At 34.0% G+C, this 18,528-nt stretch carries 16 protein-coding genes and 1 rRNA gene; 2 read left to right on the top strand and 15 right to left on the bottom strand.

What is annotated here, in order from left to right; all coding sequences use genetic code 11:
- Positions 1 to 8: 8 nt before the first annotated feature.
- The 11 genes from cysS to LQ686_RS06405 form a co-directional block, all read right to left on the bottom strand.
- Positions 9 to 1,412, bottom strand: a complete 1,404-nt coding sequence (gene cysS, locus LQ686_RS06455; protein WP_107572784.1) for a cysteine--tRNA ligase — start codon at positions 1,410 to 1,412, stop codon at positions 9 to 11.
- The gene (cysE, locus tag LQ686_RS06450) at positions 1,396 to 2,037 is read right to left on the bottom strand and encodes a serine O-acetyltransferase (RefSeq protein WP_025904850.1); all 642 of its coding nucleotides are present in this window, start codon (positions 2,035 to 2,037) and stop codon (positions 1,396 to 1,398) included. The genes cysS and cysE overlap by 17 nt, the downstream gene beginning before the upstream one ends.
- A gap of 253 nt (positions 2,038 to 2,290) precedes the next feature.
- Positions 2,291 to 3,745 carry a glutamate--tRNA ligase gene (gltX, locus tag LQ686_RS06445; RefSeq protein WP_107572783.1) on the bottom strand — a complete coding sequence of 485 codons (1,455 nt, stop codon included), beginning with the start codon at positions 3,743 to 3,745 and terminating at the stop codon, positions 2,291 to 2,293.
- A 15-nt stretch (positions 3,746 to 3,760) separates the two neighbouring features.
- Positions 3,761 to 4,240, bottom strand: coding sequence for a 2-C-methyl-D-erythritol 2,4-cyclodiphosphate synthase (gene ispF / locus LQ686_RS06440; protein WP_107572782.1), 480 nt, complete (start codon positions 4,238 to 4,240; stop codon positions 3,761 to 3,763).
- Complete coding sequence (gene ispD, locus LQ686_RS06435; protein WP_107572781.1) at positions 4,233 to 4,919, bottom strand: 2-C-methyl-D-erythritol 4-phosphate cytidylyltransferase; 687 nt, start codon at positions 4,917 to 4,919, stop codon at positions 4,233 to 4,235. Before ispD ends, ispF begins: the two co-directional genes overlap by 8 nt.
- A gap of 1 nt (position 4,920) precedes the next feature.
- Positions 4,921 to 5,979, bottom strand: a complete 1,059-nt coding sequence (locus LQ686_RS06430) for a PIN/TRAM domain-containing protein (protein WP_103360791.1) — start codon at positions 5,977 to 5,979, stop codon at positions 4,921 to 4,923.
- 22 nt (positions 5,980 to 6,001) lie between these two features.
- On the bottom strand, positions 6,002 to 7,372 hold the full coding sequence (gene radA / locus LQ686_RS06425) for a DNA repair protein RadA (RefSeq protein ID WP_025904845.1): 1,371 nt from the start codon (positions 7,370 to 7,372) through the stop codon (positions 6,002 to 6,004).
- Positions 7,373 to 7,527: 155 nt separating this feature from the next.
- A complete protein-coding gene (locus LQ686_RS06420; RefSeq protein ID WP_107572780.1) occupies positions 7,528 to 9,990 on the bottom strand; it encodes an ATP-dependent Clp protease ATP-binding subunit in 2,463 nt (820 codons plus the stop codon).
- A gap of 16 nt (positions 9,991 to 10,006) precedes the next feature.
- Positions 10,007 to 11,014, bottom strand: a complete 1,008-nt coding sequence (locus tag LQ686_RS06415; protein ID WP_025904843.1) for a protein arginine kinase — start codon at positions 11,012 to 11,014, stop codon at positions 10,007 to 10,009.
- Positions 11,015 to 11,551 carry a UvrB/UvrC motif-containing protein gene (locus LQ686_RS06410; protein WP_025904842.1) on the bottom strand — a complete coding sequence of 179 codons (537 nt, stop codon included), beginning with the start codon at positions 11,549 to 11,551 and terminating at the stop codon, positions 11,015 to 11,017. It abuts the gene before it with no gap.
- Between the two features lie 14 nt (positions 11,552 to 11,565).
- Positions 11,566 to 12,027: a CtsR family transcriptional regulator gene (locus tag LQ686_RS06405; protein WP_025904841.1), complete on the bottom strand. Its 462-nt coding sequence runs from the start codon at positions 12,025 to 12,027 to the stop codon at positions 11,566 to 11,568.
- Positions 12,028 to 12,202: 175 nt separating this feature from the next.
- Between LQ686_RS06405 and LQ686_RS06400 the strand changes: the two genes are divergently transcribed.
- On the top strand, positions 12,203 to 13,423 hold the full coding sequence (locus LQ686_RS06400; protein ID WP_103360789.1) for a NupC/NupG family nucleoside CNT transporter: 1,221 nt from the start codon (positions 12,203 to 12,205) through the stop codon (positions 13,421 to 13,423).
- A 55-nt stretch (positions 13,424 to 13,478) separates the two neighbouring features.
- On the opposite strand, the gene pdxT is transcribed toward LQ686_RS06400, so the two are convergent.
- Positions 13,479 to 14,054, bottom strand: coding sequence for a pyridoxal 5'-phosphate synthase glutaminase subunit PdxT (gene pdxT / locus LQ686_RS06395; RefSeq protein ID WP_103360788.1), 576 nt, complete (start codon positions 14,052 to 14,054; stop codon positions 13,479 to 13,481).
- Position 14,055: 1 nt separating this feature from the next.
- On the bottom strand, positions 14,056 to 14,943 hold the full coding sequence (pdxS, locus tag LQ686_RS06390; RefSeq protein ID WP_025904838.1) for a pyridoxal 5'-phosphate synthase lyase subunit PdxS: 888 nt from the start codon (positions 14,941 to 14,943) through the stop codon (positions 14,056 to 14,058).
- 111 nt (positions 14,944 to 15,054) lie between these two features.
- Here pdxS and pdxR point away from each other — a divergent pair, with 111 nt between their 5' ends.
- Positions 15,055 to 16,443, top strand: coding sequence for a MocR-like pyridoxine biosynthesis transcription factor PdxR (pdxR, locus tag LQ686_RS06385; protein ID WP_107565220.1), 1,389 nt, complete (start codon positions 15,055 to 15,057; stop codon positions 16,441 to 16,443).
- A 27-nt stretch (positions 16,444 to 16,470) separates the two neighbouring features.
- Here pdxR and LQ686_RS06380 read toward each other — a convergent pair whose 3' ends face one another.
- A complete protein-coding gene (locus tag LQ686_RS06380) occupies positions 16,471 to 18,354 on the bottom strand; it encodes an FUSC family protein (protein ID WP_239733212.1) in 1,884 nt (627 codons plus the stop codon).
- A gap of 87 nt (positions 18,355 to 18,441) precedes the next feature.
- Positions 18,442 to 18,528, bottom strand: a 5S ribosomal RNA gene (rrf, locus tag LQ686_RS06375); the annotation flags it as partial.

Genomic DNA, 18,528 nt, shown 5'->3' with positions numbered 1-18,528 from the left:
TTGTTAATTTATCCACGTCTAAACCTCACACCTTGAGCTGTGTCTTCAAGAATAATATTTTGTTCTTTTAGTGCGTCTCTAATTTCGTCCGCTCTTTGGAAATTCTTAGCTTTTCTTGCTTCATTACGTTCTTCAATTAATGCTTCAATTTCTTCATCAAGCAATTCATTTTGTTGTTTACCTACTAAAGGTACACCGAGAACTTCACTAAAGATTTCATACACTTCTTTGAAACGATTAATTGTTTTTGTAGAAGTTGTATTTTCAAGTAAATATTTATTAGCTAATTTATTCAAGTCATACCATGCAGTCATTGCATTAGCTGTATTGAAATCATCATCCATAGATGTTTCAAAGTCTTTTAATATTTCATTAATACGTTCGATATGTTGTTCTGTTTCATCTTCTTCTAATACAGCATGTTGCGATCTATCAACTAACGATTGATAACTGTTTCTAATTCTTTCTAAACCTCTATTAGCTGCTTGTACAAGTTCTAAATCATAGTTTATTGGATTTCTATAGTGCGCACCTACCATAAAGAATCTTAATACATCAGGGTCAATTTCTTTTATAATGTCATGAACTAAAATAAAGTTACCTAATGATTTACTCATTTTTTCATTGTTAATATTTACAAAGCCATTGTGCATCCAATAATTCGCGAATGTCTTATCATTGTGTGCTTCTGATTGAGCAATTTCATTTTCGTGGTGAGGGAATTGCAAATCTGTTCCTCCAGCATGGATATCAATCGTATCGCCTAAATGAACTTGTGCCATTACAGAACATTCAATGTGCCAACCTGGTCTACCTTCTCCCCATGGGCTAACCCATTTAATTTCGCCTGGTTTAGCTTTTTTCCATAAAGTGAAGTCTAGCGCATCTTCTTTTTGTTCACCTGATTCTATTCTAGCGCCAACTTTTAAATCATCTAATGATTGATGACTCAACTTACCGTAATCATCAAAACGTCTTGTACGATAATAAACGTCACCACCGCTTTCATATGCATAGCCTTTTTCGACTAATACAGCTATGAACGCAATAATATCATCCATGTGATCCATTACTCTTGGGTTCGCTGTTCCACGTTTACAATTTAAAGCACCTGTATCTTCGTAGAATGCTTCAATAAAACGATCCGCAATTTCCGGAACTGTTTCACCTAATTCATTTGCAGCTTTGATTAATTTGTCATCAACATCTGTAAAATTAGATACATATTGTACATCGTAGCCACGGTATTCTAAATATCTTCTTACGACATCAAATGCTACTGTTGCTCTTGCATTACCAATATGAATGTAGTTGTAAACTGTCGGTCCACATACATACATTTTTACTTTTCCTTCTTCGATAGGAATAAATTCTTCTTTTTGTCTTGTTAACGTATTATATAACGTAATCATCAACAATCTCTCCATTCTTCGTCTTTTCAAGTTGACGTTCTAATTCTTTTAATTGTTCATATATTGGGTCTGGTAAATTTGTATGATTAAAGTTCTTACCAATTTTCAATCCATCTTGTTTAACAATTCTACCTGGAATACCAACTACTGTTGAATAATCTGGTACATCTTTGAGAACGACTGAGTTCGCGCCAATATTCACATTGTTGCCGACTTCAATATTACCTAATACTTTTGCACCAGCAGCTATCAGTACATTATCGCCTATGTCTGGATGTCTTTTTCCGCGTTCTTTACCTGTCCCACCGAGTGTTACACCTTGGTAGATTGTTACATTATTGCCGATACGACATGTTTCACCTATTACGATACCCATGCCATGGTCGATGAATAATCTCTTGCCGATTGTAGCACCTGGATGAATTTCAACTCCTGTGAAAAATCGAGCAATTTGAGATATCGATCTTGCTATAAAGTACATTTTTTTCTTAAAGAACCAATTAGCGATCAAATAACTCCATATAGCATGTAGTCCTGAGTAAGTCATAACGACTTCAAATGAAGATCTTGCTGCAGGGTCTTGATCAAATACCATTTGAATATCATCTTTGACTCGTTTAAACATTTAAATCCCCCCTCAGATAACAAAAAGCGCCCCTAACAATAATTGCTAGAGGTGCCTTTTTGCACGGTCCCACTCTTTTTAGCATTAAAAAATGCTCACTCTTTTAAATATTAACATCATCATATTTGTAATAAAGGTGCATTCGCTTAAGTAATGTGGCACATTTTCAGCAACCATGTACTCTCTAATTTCACATTATCTAATCTACTTGTCCTTTAAGTCATTTATATAATAATTTCTCGTTCTAAAAAAATCAAACAAAACGTTTTAATCTGTTAAGTACTTTATATCGACCTAACAACGCAATTGTATTCGGCAATTCAGGGCCATGAGTTTGACCTGAAACAGCAACACGTATAGGCATAAATAATTGTTTACCTTTGATGCCTGTTTCTTTTTGAACAGCTTTAATTGATTTTTTAATTTCTGCTGGTTCAAATGGCTCTAAAGTTTCAAGTTGTTTCACAAGTTCAGCCATAACAGTTGGAACTTGTTCACCATCTAAGACTTCTTGTGCTTCATCACTGAAATCAAGATGTTCTCTGAAGAATAACTCAGATAAAGGAACAATTTCTCCAGCATAACTCATTTGTTGTTGATATAAACCTACTAAGTCTCTTGCCCAAGATAATTCAGCTTCAGATGGACTTTCAGGTAATAGACCTGCTTTAACCATGTGAGGAATTGTCATTTCAAAGACTGTTTCAGAATCTTTTTCTTTCATGTATTGGTTATTAATCCATTCTAATTTTTTCTTATCAAAGAATGCTGGTGATTTAGAAAGACGTTTTTCATCGAAGATCTTAATAAATTCTTCTTTAGAGAAGATTTCTTCTTCGCCTTCAGGAGACCATCCTAATAAACCAATAAAGTTAAAGATTGCTTCAGGTAAATAACCTAAATCTTTATATTGTTCGATGAACTGTAGAATTTGACCATCACGTTTACTTAATTTTTTACGCTCTTCATTAACGATTAATGTCATATGCGCAAATTGTGGAGGCTCGAATCCAAACGCTTCATAAATCATAAGTTGCTTAGGTGTGTTTGAAATATGATCATCACCACGAATAACGTGTGAAATTTCCATGTAGTAATCATCAATCGCAACTGCAAAGTTATAAGTTGGAATACCATCTTTTTTAACGATTACCCAGTCGCCGATACCATTTGAATCAAATGATACTTCACCTTTAACGATGTCATCGAATTTATATTCTTTATCTTGTGGCACTCTAAAGCGAATACTTGGTTGTCTACCTTCTGCTTCAAATGCTTCTTGTTCTTCTTTTGTTAAGTGTGCGTGTTTACCACCATAACGAGGCATTTCACCTCTTGCAATTTGCTCTTCGCGTTCTGCTTCTAATTCTTCTGAAGTCATATAACATTTATACGCTTTATCTTCAGCTAATAATTTTTCAATTAATGGCTTATAAATGTCGCCACGTTCAGATTGACGATATGGACCGTATCCTCCGTCTTTATTAACAGACTCATCCCAATCTAAGCCTAACCATTCAAGGTTAGAAAATTGTGATGCTTCTCCGTCTTCTAAATTTCTGGCTATATCTGTATCTTCAATACGTATAACAAAGTCCCCATTATAATGTTTCGCAAATAAATAGTTAAATAATGCGGTTCTTGCGTTACCGATGTGTAAGTAACCAGTCGGACTTGGCGCGTATCTTACTCTTACTTTGTTACTCATCGTCTCACTCCTGTTTTATTCTTTACTTGTTAATAATACCACAGCTTGTGCTTGTATGCCTTCTTCTCTTCCTAGAAATCCTAATTTTTCATTCGTTGTTGCTTTTACATTTATATCTTCAATAGACACGTCTAATACTGAAGCAATTGCACTTCGCATTTGATCTATATAAGGCCTGAATTTAGGTTGTTCCGCTACAATTGTAGCATCTACATTCCCAAGTTTATATCCTTTTTTCAAAACTTGTTCATAAGATTCTTTAAGCAATAACTTTGAATCTGCATCTTTAAAAGCTGGATCTGTATCTGGGAATAGCTTTCCTATATCTCCTAGACTTGCAGCACCTAGAATAGCATCCGTAATTGCATGGAGCAACACATCTGCATCACTGTGACCATTTAAACCATGTGTATGTTCAATCTCAAGACCACCAATGATCAATGGTCTTGTCGGATCAAATTCATGCACATCATAACCGTAACCTATTCTAAACATCGCAAATACCTCGCTTCTCTAGTATAGAATGTGCAATGATTAAATCTTCGTGGGTTGTAATTTTGATATTGTCGTAATCACCATTTGATATGTGTACTTTATACCCTGCTCTCTCTACTAACGAAGCATCATCTGTACCTAAATAATTTTGTGCTTCTGCTTGTTCATAAGCTTTTAAAATTATGTCTCTTTTGAACGCTTGAGGTGTTTGAACTTGCCACATTGTTGAGCGATCGTAAGTTTGTTCAACAACACCATCGATAACTTGCTTAATTGTGTCCTTAGCTTGAACTGCTAAAATCACTGCATCTTTTGTTAAGGCATTTTGATATAATTGATTGATTTTTTCTTGTGTAATAAATGGTCTTGCACCATCATGAACCATTACAACTTCAGTATCAATCAATACTTTCAAAACTTCATTAATGCTATGTTGTCTTTCTTGACCACCTGGAATAACACCAGCAACTTTACTAAAGTCCTTTAAATGGTCTTCCATTAATTCAACTTCGTCTGGATGTGCAGCAATAAAAATCTGTTCACATGAATCTATTTCTTGAAACACGGCAACAGTTTGACGAATAATTGTTTCACCGTTAATTTCTAGAAATAATTTGTTGATTTCAGTTCCCATCCTTTTACCTTGTCCAGCTGCAGGAATGATTGTCGTAAACCCCAATTTATGACACCTTCTTCGCAAATATAATTCTACCAGAGGAAGTTTGTAGTAAGCTCATCACTTCAACAGGAATTGTCTTTCCTATATATTCTCGCCCTTTTTCAATGACGACCATTGTACCATCATCAAGATAACCAACACCTTGATCATCTTCTTTACCTATTTTCGTAATTAATAAATCGAAAATATCCCCTTGGTGTAGTACTGGTTTAATCGCTTCTGATAAATCATTTACATTTAGAACTTTTATACCTTGAAATGCACATACTTTATTCAAATTATAATCTGTTGTAATAATACTTGCTTGATATCGCTTAGCTAAATTGATTAAAAGGGCATCTACATCTTTATGTGTAGACGTTGGTTCAATAATTGAAATCGAGAAATCCGTTTTCTTCAATTCATTTAATATATCTAACCCACGTTGTCCTTTATCGCGTTTAACACTGTCTTTAGCATCTGCAATGACTTGTAACTCTTCAATTACACCTTGAGGTACGAGGATTTCTCCATCTATAAAATGACACTTCACGACGTCTAATATTCTCCCGTCAATAATGGCACTTGTATCTAAAATTTTGGCGTATTTTGAAGTTGTTTGTCTCGTTAAAGAATTTGATATACTTTCTGGAAATAATCGTAATATTTCTTCTCGCTTTTGCAAACCAATCTGAAAGCCTAGATAACATAAAAAAGCAGCAATAATAATAGGTAAAATATGTTTCAGAACTGGTGCACCGATCATTTCTAATATAAACGAAACCATAACCGCGATCATTAAGCCTATCATGACACCAACTGTGGCGAAGAATATTTCAAGAATACTCCTTTTTAATAAATATTTTTCTCCTTGATCAGCCATGTCTACAATCTTATCAATCAAAAACCCAAACAATAGGAAAATAACAACCGCACCTATAAGACCATCGATATACGGATTGGTCAGTACTTGTTCGGGTTGAATACTAAACGCATTAATCAGTTCTGGAATCACCATAATGCCTAGTGAGGAACCTATGACTAAATAACACAGTATGATTAGTCCTTTTAAAATTTTCATACGTTAACCTCCTAATGGTTAATTATGCATTAAAAGCAATTTTCAATGCTTCTCTTGTTGTTGATACGCCAATTACTTCTGTACCTTCAGGGAATTCTAAACCTTTAATATTATTTTTAGGTATGATAATACGTTTAAACCCTAATTTAGCCGCTTCTTGTACACGTTGATCAATTCTAGCAACCCTTCTTACTTCACCTGTTAAGCCAACCTCTCCTACGAAACAATCATCACCTTTAGTAGGTTTATCTTGGAAACTTGAAGCTATTGCGATAACAATACTTAAATCTACTGCGGGTTCACTTAATTTTACACCACCAGCAATTTTGATATATGCGTCTTGTTGTTGTAATAAGAAATTCTCTTTCTTCTCTAATACAGCCATCAATAAGCTTAATCTATTGTGATCAATACCTGTTGCCATTCTTCGTGGATTATGAAAAGTCGTTGGCGTCACTAAAGCTTGTACTTCAACTAAAATAGGTCTCGTACCTTCCATAGTTGCCACAATAGTCGAACCCGATACATGTTTCGTTCTTTCTTCTAAGAACATTTCAGACGGATTTTTAACTTCGTTAAGACCCGTTTGCTTCATTTCAAAAATACCCATTTCATTTGTTGAACCAAAACGGTTTTTGACTGCTCTTAATATTCTGTATGCATGATGTGTATCGCCTTCAAAATATAATACTGTATCTACCATATGTTCTAACAAACGTGGACCAGCAATTTGTCCATCTTTCGTTACGTGTCCAACAATAAATGTAGCAATGTTCATTTGTTTTGCGATGTGCATTAAATTTTGTGTACATTCTCTAACTTGAGAAACAGAACCTGGCGCAGAAGTGACTTCAGGGTGGAAGACAGTTTGAATGGAATCTATTACTAATACATCTGGTTTTTCTTTTTGAACCATACTATGTATAATCTCTAAATTCGTTTCAGCATAAACATTTAATTCTCCTGAATCTTCAACTAATCTTTCAGCTCTTAATTTTGTTTGTCTTACAGATTCTTCACCTGAAACATATAAGACATTTTTTTGTTGAGATAAAGCCGCACAAATTTGTAATAATAATGTGGATTTACCAATACCAGGGTCACCACCAATGAGTACAAGCGAACCTTCTACAACACCGCCACCTAAAACGCGATTAAATTCATTGATTTTTGTCTTAATTCTAGGTGTATCTTCTTCTTTAACGTCTTTTAATTTTTCTATTTTTTGTGCGGGTACATCTGACTTGAATGTATTTTTAGGACCTTTAGTTTCTTTATGTTCTATTGATTCTTCCATTTGGTTCCATGCACCACAATTAGGGCATTTCCCCATCCATTTTGGAGATTGATATCCGCAGGCTAAACACTCAAATATTACTTTCTTTTTGGCCATTCATGTTACCTCCGTATTAATTGAATAGTTATATTTTAAACTTGACTGACATTAAAAACAAATTAATATACTTTAAAATCAATATAAAAGCCCGCAAACTATTATGATAAATAGCTTGCGGACTCATTATAATATTAAATTAACATTGTTGATTTTTAAGCTTTTGAAGTTTCTTCTGCTTCTTTATCTTCCTTATGATCTGATAAATCGAATTTAAATTCATCATCTCTATAATCTACAATGACATCTTTACCTACTAAATCTTGTCCAGATAAGATTAATTCACTTAAATTATCTTCGACGTGTTTTTGAATAGCACGTGTTAATGGTCTTGCACCATATTCTGGATCAAATCCTTCATCAGCAATTTTTTCTTGTGTTGAATCTGAAAGCGTAATGTGAATACCTTGTTCTGATAATCGTTTCGTTAAGTTACCAGCCATTTTATTCACAATTTCTTTAAGATGTGTTTTTTCAAGTTTGTGGAAGACGATAATATCATCTACACGGTTTAAGAATTCTGGTCTAAATTGTTGTTTTAATTCATCCATCATTGTTTTCCTGATAGTTTCGTAATCCGGTCCACTTTCTTTAGCACCGAATCCAACAAATTTAGCATTTTGTAATTCTTGTGCACCAACGTTTGATGTCATGATAATGACAGTATTTCTAAAGTCTACTTTACGACCTTTAGAATCTGTTAAATGACCATCATCTAACACTTGTAACAAGATATTAAATACATCTGGATGTGCTTTTTCAATTTCGTCAAATAGGATAACCGAATATGGTTTACGTCTTACATTTTCAGTTAATTGTCCACCATCATCATGACCTACATAACCTGGAGGAGAACCTACTAAACGACTGACAGAGTGTTTCTCCATAAACTCACTCATGTCCACTCTGATCATAGCATCTTCTTCACCGAACATTGCATCAGCTAATGTACGTGCAAGTTCAGTTTTACCAACACCTGTTGGTCCTAAGAATATAAAGCTACCAATTGGTCTCTTAGGATCTTTAAGACCAGCACGGGCACGTCTTACTGCTTTAGAAATAGATTTAACTGCATCGTTTTGACCGATTACACGTTCATGTAAGATAGTTTCTAAGTTTAGTAATCGCTCTGACTCAGTTTCGTTTAATTTCGTAATTGGAATACCTGTCCAATTTGCGACAACGACTGCGATATCTTCAGCAGTTACACAAGTGTTTTTCTCACCTTGTACTTTTTTCCATTCGTTTTTAGTATCTTCTAATTGTTTTTCAAGTTTTGTTTGTTTATCTCTTAAATTAGCTGCATTTTCAAACTCTTGAGAATGTACGGCAGCATCTTTTTCTTTCTTAACTGTTTCTAATTCTGATTCAAGTTCTTTAAGACTTGGAGGTGTTGTATAGTTTCTAAGTCTTACTTTAGAACTTGCTTCATCGATTAAGTCGATTGCTTTATCAGGTAGGAATCTATCTGAAATGTAACGGTCACTCATATTAACGGCCGCTTCAATCGCTTCATCTGAAATATTAATACGGTGATGCGCTTCGTAACGATCTCTCAAACCTTTTAAAATCGCAATTGAATCTTCAGTATTTGGTTCATCAACTGTTACAGGTTGGAAACGACGTTCTAATGCAGCATCTTTTTCAATATATTTACGGTATTCATCTAATGTAGTTGCACCGATACATTGTAGTTCACCACGAGCTAATGCTGGTTTCAAGATGTTTGATGCATCGATAGCACCTTCTGCTCCACCTGCACCAATCAGTGTGTGTAACTCATCGATGAATAACACAATATTGCCTGCTTGATGAATTTCTTCCATTACTTTTTTAAGTCTTTCTTCAAATTCACCACGATATTTAGTACCTGCTACAACAGTACCCATGTCTAATGACATAACGCGTTTACCTTTTAATGTTTCTGGTACTTCGTTTTGTACGATTGCTTGTGCTAAGCCTTCAACGATAGCCGTTTTACCGACACCTGGTTCACCGATTAATACCGGATTATTTTTAGTTCTTCTACTTAACACTTCAATGACACGTGTAATTTCATCTGAACGACCAACTACTGGATCTAACGTACCATCTTGCGCGATGACTGTTAAGTCTCTTGCTAATCCATCTAAAGTTGGTGTTGCTTGATTTTTAGTCGTTTGAGCATTTTTTGAACCTTGTTCTGGACTGCCTAATGATTTAACAACTTGTGCTCTTGCTTTCGTGATATTTAAATCTAAATTAGCAAATACACGTGCTGCCACACCTTCGTTCTCACGAATTAATCCAAGTAATAGATGTTCTGTTCCAACAAATGTATGGTTTAACTTTCTTGCTTCATCCATTGAAAGTTCAATTACTTTCTTAGCTCTTGGTGTGTAATGAATCGCACCAACTTGTTCTTGACCTTGGCCAATTAAGTTTTCAACTTCTTTTGTTACTTTTTCTTCAGTAATACCGAAAGCATCTAACACTTTTGCTGCAATGCCTTCAGGTTCTTTCATTAAACCTAATAATAAATGTTCCGTACCTATATTTGAATGATTCAATCTCATTGCTTCTTCTTGTGCATGCGCTAATACACGTTGCGCACGTTCTGTTAATCTACCAAATAGCATAAACTAACCTCCTATTTTATATATGTTCTCTTAAAAAGGTTGCTCTTTGTTCATCTACAGATTGTTCCGAGTCATTACCTTCAAAGAATGGTGTTTGTATTGTAACCATTAAATTATCAAAATTAAAGTTATTACTCTCGATATGTCCTAAATCTATACCCAGTTTCATTTCACTTAATCTTAATGAAGCTTCTTCAACAGATATTAATTGTGCAGATTTCAATATACCTTTCGCACGATGAACTCTGTCTTTTGTTTCCATATGATTAAAGCGATCAAGTCTTTGTCTAATTTGTTCTTCTTCACTAATGATTTGTTCAACAATTTGAGTTAAATCTTCAATGATTTCTTCTTCAGTCTTACCAAGTGTTAATTGATTGGATATTTGATACACATGACCAAGTGCACCTGTACCTTCACCATAAATACCTCGAATAGTATATCCGAATCTATTGATAGCTTGTCCAATTCGTTTCATACGTTTCATAATGCTTAAGCCAGGTAAGTGCAACATAACACTCGCTCTTAACCCTGTTCCAATGTTCGTTGGACAAGTCGTTAAAAATCCGTGCTGTTCATCATATGAAATCGTTAGATGTTTATCAAGCTCATCATCTAATTTAGATGCTGTTTCATACAACTCGTTTAGCACGAGATTGTGACCCATAACTTGTATTCTAACGTGATCTTCTTCGTTGATCATAACACTTGTTGATTCATCTTCATTTAATAATACTGCACCAAATTTCTGTTTTGTCAGAGCTGGGCTAATAAGATGTTTGAACACGAGTTTATTCTGATCTAGTTCACTTAAATCTGATAACTTCGTCAATTTCAATTCTGATAATGCTTTACTCACTTTTTCTATTACTTTGTTGCCTGTTTCGTCATCTTCTTCATATTTGAGCGGATGAACTTCGTCTTGAAGGTTACGTGCAAGTCTTATTCTAGAACTCATGACAATTGGCGTGTCTTCTGTTTCTTTCATCCAATCGCTAATATGTTCATTCATATGCTCTTCCATTTACTCGACCTCACCTTCTGCTTTCAATGCTTTTATTTCATCTCTTACAACTGCTGCATCTTCAAAGGCTTGCTCTTCAATTAAGCCTTGGAGTATTTTTTCTTTCTCAGCAATTTGTTGTTTGAGTTGTATTTTACTTCTTGAAGATACAGGTATTTTACCTGTATGCTCCCCACTGCCCGCTTGAACTCTTCTAATAATTTGCGGTACATCATCTTTAAAAGTTTCATAGCAGTCATGACAACCAAACTTACCAACTTTAGCAATATCTGTTAAAGTCATGCCACAAGTAGGACAGTGCTTTTCTTCTTGTGGTTGAACTTGTTTAAAGTTAATACCATGTTTACCTACTAAATATTGTAGAAATTGGTTCACAACAAATTCTTGGTCCAAATTTTGATCACTCATATGATCATCTTGGAAATAAAAATGTTCTGAAGCACAGTTTTTACATATCCATTGTTCTGTTTTATGTTTCTTACCTGTTGATGTTAATTGAATTGTTGCTTCTTCTTTACCACAAATTTCACAAAGCATACTGTCACTCCTTTTTAACTATAATGTATGACGGCAAGTATACGTTTCAATATATTTGCTCGAATAATATCTCTATATGGTATTTCTATTTGCAATGTATCTCTATGAAGCGTTTGAACAATCATTTTTTTCTCTCTATCTGTAATTAAGTCATTTTCATACAAACCATCCACAATTCTAAATGCATTTGCTTGTGAGATTTGATCGCCTGTCAATTCAATTAGATGTCTAATGAATGCTGATTGACTATTCGTTTCAACTTTTGAAATACGAATGTAACCACCGCCGCCTCTTTTACTTTCAATAGCGTATCCGTGCTCATTTGTAAATCTTGTTTTTATAACATAGTTTAATTGGGAAGGTACACAATCAAACTTTTCAGCAATATGTGCACGTTTAATTTCAACGACATCTCCTTGAGCCTCCTCTAGCAATTGCTTTAAGTATTGCTCAATGATATCCGACATGTTGTGCATTAATTCATCACCTCTTTTGACCTTCTTTGACTATATTATATGTTCTGTTGTTTATTATTTCAATTAATTTGTTTCTTTAAAAATTTTTAAAATTTTATACCGCTTTCAAAAGAAATAAGTTATCATATAAGGTAGGTTATGATTGAGTATAAACGAAGGGAAAGGTGTGTCAATTATGCATTATATTATCGGGATTATCGGTATCTTATTATTCCTATTTCTAGCATGGTTAGTAAGCTCTGATAAAATGCGTGTCAGATGGCAGTATATAGGATTAATGATCGTAATCCAGTTTATATTTGCTTTCTTATTATTAAAAACAACAGGTGGATTAACTATCATAGGTGGTATTTCAAGTGGTTTTGGCTACATCATAGCAAAAGCTATGGAAGGGATAAACTTCGTATTTGCGGGTATTGCAAATATCGATCCTAAGACAGATAAGCCTGTTTCAGTTTATTTCCTTAACGTATTAATGCCAATTGTGTTTGTATCAGCACTTATCGGTATTTTACAATACCTTAAAATCTTACCTCTTATCATTAAATATTTAGGTTTAGTCATTTCTAAAGTTAATGGTATGGGTAAATTAGAATCATATAATGCGGTCGCATCTGCAATTTTAGGTCAATCAGAAGTGTTTATTTCTATCAAAAAACAACTTCCATTAATTCCTAAACATCGTATGTATACATTAACAGCTTCAGCTATGTCTACTATATCTGCATCAATCGTTGGTGCATATTTTACGATGGTTGAACCAAGATACGTTGTAACAGCTATCGTATTAAACTTATTTGGTGGATTTATTATGGCATCCATTATTAATCCATATACAGTAGATCCAAAAGAAGACGACATCATGATTCAAGAATCAGAAGAAAAACAATCATTCTTCGAAATGTTAGGTGAATATATTTTAGATGGTTTCAAAGTTGCCGTTATCGTAGCAGCAATGTTAATCGGTTATGTTGCATTAATCGGACTATTAAATGGTGTTACGTCTAACATTTTAAGTTTCGTTTCTGGTGGTACAGTTTCATGGGACTTCCAAACATTAATTGGATTTGTATTTGCACCATTCGCTTTCTTAACAGGGGTTCCTTGGGCAGATGCAGTACAATCAGGTAGTATTATGGCTACTAAAGTTCTTTCAAATGAATTTGTTGCGATGGGTATTCTACCTGATGCAGATATTTCAGAAAGAGCAAATGGTATCATTTCAGTATTCTTAGTTTCATTCGCAAACTTTGGTTCTATTGGTATCATCGCGGGTGCTGTTAAATCATTAAATGATAAACAAGGGGATAATGTCGCACGCTTCGGTATTAAATTATTATACGGTGCAACATTAGTATCATTCTTATCAGCTACAATCGCAGGATTTTTCTTATAATAAATAGAAGCAGTCTACAGAACAATAATCGTTCTGTAGACTGCTTTTTTGTTTATTATACTTGTTCTATTTGATATTGTTTTACGATTTCTTCAATGAAATACGCCATAATTTTGTAGTCTTCAGTAAGTTCCGGATGGAATGAAATACCTAAGTATTGATTTTGTCTTACAGCTACAATTCTATCTTCAACCTTAGATAATACCTCCACACCTTCATGAGCTGATTGTATGTGAGGTGCACGTATAAATACTGCATTAACCGCTTCTTCAATACCTTTAACATCTAAATCTTGTTCAAAGCTATCTACTTGTCTACCAAATGAATTTCTCTCAACAACAACGTCCAATTTATTTAAATGACTTTCTTGGCCAACTACTTCTTTCGCTAAAAGTATTAACCCCGCACAAGTTCCATACATAGGTAAGGAACTATTTCTTAGTGCTTCTGTAAAGCAATATAAATCCATTAAACGACGCATAGTCGTTGATTCTCCACCAGGTAAGACTAAACCATCAATTTCATCTAACTGCTCTACATGCTTAATTGTAATACCTTCATGGCCAGCTTTTTCAATATGCTTAATATGTTCTCTTACAGCACCTTGTAAACCTAGGACACCTATCTTCATATTACCATCCACGCTCTTGCATACGTTCTTCTAATGATAATTGATTGATGTCTAAACCTTTCATAGCTGGTCCTAATTCTTTAGACAATTCAGCAATTAATTTATAATCTTGATAATGTGTAGTTGCTTGAACAATAGCTTTAGCAAATTTTTCTGGTGCTTCAGATTTAAAGATACCAGATCCAACGAATACACCATCAGCGCCTAATTCCATCATTAATGCAGCATCAGCTGGCGTTGCTACCCCACCTGCTGCAAAGTTTACAACTGGTAAACGACCTAGATCTTTAATTTCTTTTAATACTTCATATGGTGCACCAATATTTTTAGCTTCAGTCATAATTTCGTCGTCACTCATCACAACTAATTTACGTACTTCTGCATTCACTTGTCTCATATGACGAACTGCTTCAACTATATTACCAGTTCCTGGTTCACCTTTCGTACGTAACATTGCAGCACCTTCACCAATTCTACGTGCAGCCTCACCTAAATTACGGCAACCACAAACAAATGGCACTGTAAATTCATCTTTTTTCAAATGATATTCTTCATCTGCTGGTGTTAACACTTCTGACTCATCAATATAATCTACGCCCATTGATTCCAATACACGTGCTTCTGTGATATGACCAATTCTACCTTTAGCCATAACAGGAATAGATACAGCATTCATAACTTCTTCTACAATACGTGGGTCAGCCATTCTTGCTACCCCACCAGCTGCTCTAATATCAGATGGTACGCGTTCTAATGCCATTACAGCAACAGCACCTGCTTCTTCAGCTAATTTAGCTTGTTCGGCATTAACCACATCCATGATTACGCCACCTTTTTGCATTTCTGCCATACCTCTTTTAACTTTATCTGAACCAGTAATTTTTGACATCGTAAAACTTCCTCCTTTTAAATCGCTTACTAGTAGGTTATACTAAATTCTGAACTGGTAAAAGAGTCAGATTTATCAAATAATTAGTGGTCAGTTTTCGAGGTGAATAAAATGGAAATGCTCATGTTCAACATCAATAGGAAGATTAATACGCCTATATACATACAACTATATGAAAATATCAAAAAAAATATTATTAACGACGTTATGAGGTATAACGAAAAATTACCTTCAAAAAGGCAATTAAGTCATTATTTATCGGTAAGTCAAACAACGATAGAACACGCTTATCAGCTACTTTGCGATGAAGGTTATATCTATAGTAAAAATCGTTCTGGCTTTTATATTAATGACATCGTTAATCTACCGGTAACCTATAAAACGAAAATTCCTGAAGCTCACTACATAGAAGAACAAAAGTATCAATATAGCTTTAAATTAGGTGCAATAGACAAAACGCATTTCCCGAATGACCTTTTTAGAAAATACGCTAAAGAAGCATTTGATGAACAACAAATAGATTTATTAGATAGTGGCCATAAGCAAGGTGATTTTAATCTAAGAAAAGAAATCAGTTATTATGTCTTTCATAGCCGTGGCGTAAATTGTTCACCAGATCAAATTGTCGTTGGGTCGTCAACAGAGCAGTTATTATCCATTATTACGGATATCATTTCAGAGTCTAAATATATGATTGAAGATCCTCTATACAAACAAGTGAGAGATCTATTAAAAAGAAAACATATCCCATTTGATTTTATTCCAGTTACACAAAATGGGATTGATATAGAGCAAATTATCAAGACGGATAGTGATGTTGTGTATATAACACCTAGTCATCAATTTCCAACTGGTGTCATTATGGACTTAAAACGACGAACACAACTCATTAAATGGGCTTCAGAACGAGACAATCGATTTATTATTGAAGATGACTATGATTCAGAATTTAGATATAGTGGAAGGCCGATACCAGCACTACAAAGTTTAGATCATTCAGATAGCGTTATATATGTCAGTACGTTCTCTAAATCTATTTCGCCTTCATTGCGAGTGGCCTATGCTGTACTTCCGAAAAATTTAATTGCTTTATATCACAAAAAGACAAACATAGAAGGTGGCACCGTACCAAGACATACCCAATATATGTTAGCAAGGTTTATGAATGAAGGTCATTTCGAAAGACATTTAAATCGCATGAGAAAAATATATCGAACTAAAAGAGATATTATACTCGAACAACTCAAAAAATATCCTGAAACCTTTTCGATTTCAGGGGAATTAACGGGAATGCATTTTATATTAAATGTTCATAATGGTTTATCTTTAGAGGAATGTATAAGAAGAATTGAAGCATGCAATATCGATATTAAACCCCTCTCTCATTATCGCTTTAAACAAACTGATGAGAAACCTCACTTTGTTCTCGGATTCGGTGGTATTAATATTGAAGATGCCAAAACACATATCAATAGTTTAATAGAATGTTTAACCAAATAAAAAAAGACTTCGCAATGAAGTCTTTTTTTATTTGCTATGACTTAAACTTTGTAATTTCATTAATTCATTTCTAATGCTTGTATATTCTTTTAATTCTGGTAAATCAATTTTTTCATAGTCTGCATTAAAGACCACTTTCTTACAAATATTCTCATATGTCGTTAAATAAAGTCCTAAGTCATGATCTGATAGCGTCGTAATCTTACCTTGTGCATAAGCTCTTTCTAACGTAAATGCTAATTGTTCAACTGTAAATATAATCGGATAAACATATTCAATCTTTTTAACTTTGTTATCCATTTCATTCAACGCAGCTTGATACATTGCCTTCGTATTCATGATTTCAGTGTGCAAATCTGTGATGATTTTTGATTTTGCTATATTATGATGATACTTATTAGAAGAAAATATTGCATGTAACAAACTTGCTTGTAGTTTTAACGTATTATTAATCGTCTTAGGTAATTTTTTAGACGCTTGATTTCTTCCTACTATTAGTACACCAATTAAACCTATTACTGAACCTATTACTACATCAACAATTCTTGGCATCACTAAATATGTATCGAAATGTTGAGTGATTGCTGCTGACATTAAAAGAACATTCGGTGTAATAAATGTGACTGCAATTGTATAATTAAATGCGACTAATAACTCAGCTGTTCCCATCAAGATAGCCATTAGTATGACAATCGTCCATGTATTAGGCTCAAATGCTAAAATTAAAATTGCAACTAACATACCCGTAATTGTACCTACTGTTCTTTGCAATGCTCTTTGGATTGTAGAGAGTGATGATGAACCTAATAATACAGAACAACAAGATATTGGTATCCAATAAGCTCTTTCAAACCCCATACCAAATGCGATGATAACTGAAGTAAATAATATAATTCCATATTGCATAGAAGACATTAAAACTAATGAATCTCTTGATAAATTTTCCTTAATAATTCTTGAGTACATCGGTTTTCTATATTTAATTTGTTTATCAAATTGCAAATTCTTATCGTTAAGAATCATGACTGTATCATTAATTAATTCAGCTAATGACTTTATGTAAGAGCTCTCTCCATCATATTCAATCGGTACATATTGAGCAGATTCACTACCTGCAATTCTAAGCTGAATATAAGTAAGTGCTTCACTTATTTCTTTTGGTAACACTTCATAACCTTTAGACGATAATTCTAAGCAGGCAGACCATATAGCTTCAGCACGCCCTTTTAACTGCAACATTCTATTATAACCATGCGTTTTATTCCAAAAAGCATTAGCAGTTGTTAAAGTATTTGTTGCATGATGTATCGCATTTAAAGTATTACTACGTGCATCATCAAATTTTTTCCCACTAAAATTTCCAGTTAAAATTGCTAAATTCTTATAAATATTTGATACACTTTCAGCTTCCGGCTTTTTATGATTAAACATTGCATCAATTATTACAACAATTGTACTAACAATACCCCCACATAAAACAAGTAATCCTCTGTTCAGGAAATCCTCAGGCATAATTGGCATAATAGAAGCTACACTATATGTAAGTACAAAGAATAAAGAAGAAGGACCAGGTATTTGAAAAGCTTTTAAAACGAAATGACCTATCATCCCTATAAGTCCTAATACTAATGCATATAAAAATGGAATCGTGATTGTAATCGTTCCTAACATGATACAAATACTTAATACTATAGAAATTGCTATAACTTTTCTAATTCGTGAAGGATATGATCCATTAATAATGTATATATTACTAAATGATCCTAATAACGCAGTTAGTCCTAGATCGAATCTTCCAAGTAATACACTTCCAGCTAAAATGATAAAAACAATGATGGCTTGCATAAATGCTTTTTTAGTTGCTAAATTATTTTTATTCACTTTAAACATCACTTCAAAATATTTTTTCATGTCATATCTCCTCTCACAATTTTCAAGCAAAAAAAAGAGACCTAACAGGTCTCGAGTGCGGCTCATCGCATCCATTTATAAATATTTGCCCGGCAACGTCCTACTCTCGCGGAACGTAAGCCCAACTACCATCGGCGCTAAAGAGCTTAACTTCTGTGTTCGGCATGGGAACAG

Source organism: Mammaliicoccus sp. J-M41 (genome assembly GCF_022385935.1).
Lineage (GTDB): Bacteria > Bacillota > Bacilli > Staphylococcales > Staphylococcaceae > Mammaliicoccus > Mammaliicoccus sciuri_A.
Note: the sequence above shows the minus strand (reverse complement) of the source record. Positions and strands in the feature narration are given on the sequence as shown.

Bases quoted from the DNA above. Each gene is read 5' to 3' on its own strand.
- LQ686_RS06400 (WP_103360789.1), top strand. From the start codon at position 12,203: ATGCATTATATTATCGGGATTATCGGTATCTTATTATTCCTATTTCTA.
- radA (WP_025904845.1), bottom strand. From the start codon at position 7,372: ATGGCCAAAAAGAAAGTAATATTTGAGTGTTTAGCCTGCGGATATCAA.
- cysE (WP_025904850.1), bottom strand. From the start codon at position 2,037: ATGTTTAAACGAGTCAAAGATGATATTCAAATGGTATTTGATCAAGAC.
- pdxS (WP_025904838.1), bottom strand. From the start codon at position 14,943: ATGTCAAAAATTACTGGTTCAGATAAAGTTAAAAGAGGTATGGCAGAA.
- pdxR (WP_107565220.1), top strand. From the start codon at position 15,055: ATGGAAATGCTCATGTTCAACATCAATAGGAAGATTAATACGCCTATA.
- pdxT (WP_103360788.1), bottom strand. From the start codon at position 14,054: ATGAAGATAGGTGTCCTAGGTTTACAAGGTGCTGTAAGAGAACATATT.
- LQ686_RS06415 (WP_025904843.1), bottom strand. From the start codon at position 11,014: ATGGAAGAGCATATGAATGAACATATTAGCGATTGGATGAAAGAAACA.
- gltX (WP_107572783.1), bottom strand. From the start codon at position 3,745: ATGAGTAACAAAGTAAGAGTAAGATACGCGCCAAGTCCGACTGGTTAC.
- ispF (WP_107572782.1), bottom strand. From the start codon at position 4,240: ATGTTTAGAATAGGTTACGGTTATGATGTGCATGAATTTGATCCGACA.
- LQ686_RS06420 (WP_107572780.1), bottom strand. From the start codon at position 9,990: ATGCTATTTGGTAGATTAACAGAACGTGCGCAACGTGTATTAGCGCAT.
- LQ686_RS06410 (WP_025904842.1), bottom strand. From the start codon at position 11,551: ATGCTTTGTGAAATTTGTGGTAAAGAAGAAGCAACAATTCAATTAACA.
- cysS (WP_107572784.1), bottom strand. From the start codon at position 1,412: ATGATTACGTTATATAATACGTTAACAAGACAAAAAGAAGAATTTATT.
- LQ686_RS06405 (WP_025904841.1), bottom strand. From the start codon at position 12,027: ATGCACAACATGTCGGATATCATTGAGCAATACTTAAAGCAATTGCTA.
- LQ686_RS06380 (WP_239733212.1), bottom strand. From the start codon at position 18,354: ATGAAAAAATATTTTGAAGTGATGTTTAAAGTGAATAAAAATAATTTA.
- LQ686_RS06430 (WP_103360791.1), bottom strand. From the start codon at position 5,979: ATGAAAATTTTAAAAGGACTAATCATACTGTGTTATTTAGTCATAGGT.